1 pseudogene is annotated in these 296 nt (G+C 62.8%); it reads left to right on the top strand.

The window, feature by feature from the left end:
• Nucleotides 1-198 precede the first annotated feature (198 nt).
• Nucleotides 199-296: pseudogene (locus FOZ70_RS37920) on the top strand (NmrA family transcriptional regulator); the annotation flags it as partial.

Here is a 296-nt window from a genome sequence, read left to right as displayed (position 1 = left end):
GGGCATCGCGGTCTCGTGGGCGACGGGAGCGGACGGCATGGACCAGTCCGATCGACGATTCTTGGCACTGATGGATAGGACATGATTCTTCCACAATTGCGCCATGCGATGCGACGGTCATGACCGTTTTCATCGGAGGCGGCGCGCGTCACGTGCCGCACGCGTTCCAGGAAAACCCTTTCGTCAGGAGATTTTGCGATGAAGATCGTTGTCATCGGTGGTTCGGGCCTGATCGGCTCACGCGTCGTCACGTTGCTCGGCGAGGCAGGGCACCAGGCGCTCGCGGCGTCGCCGCG

Source organism: Burkholderia sp. COPS (assembly GCF_019425585.1).
GTDB classification, from domain to species: Bacteria; Pseudomonadota; Gammaproteobacteria; order Burkholderiales; family Burkholderiaceae; genus Burkholderia; species Burkholderia cepacia.
This window is presented reverse-complemented; position numbering and strand designations above follow the sequence as displayed.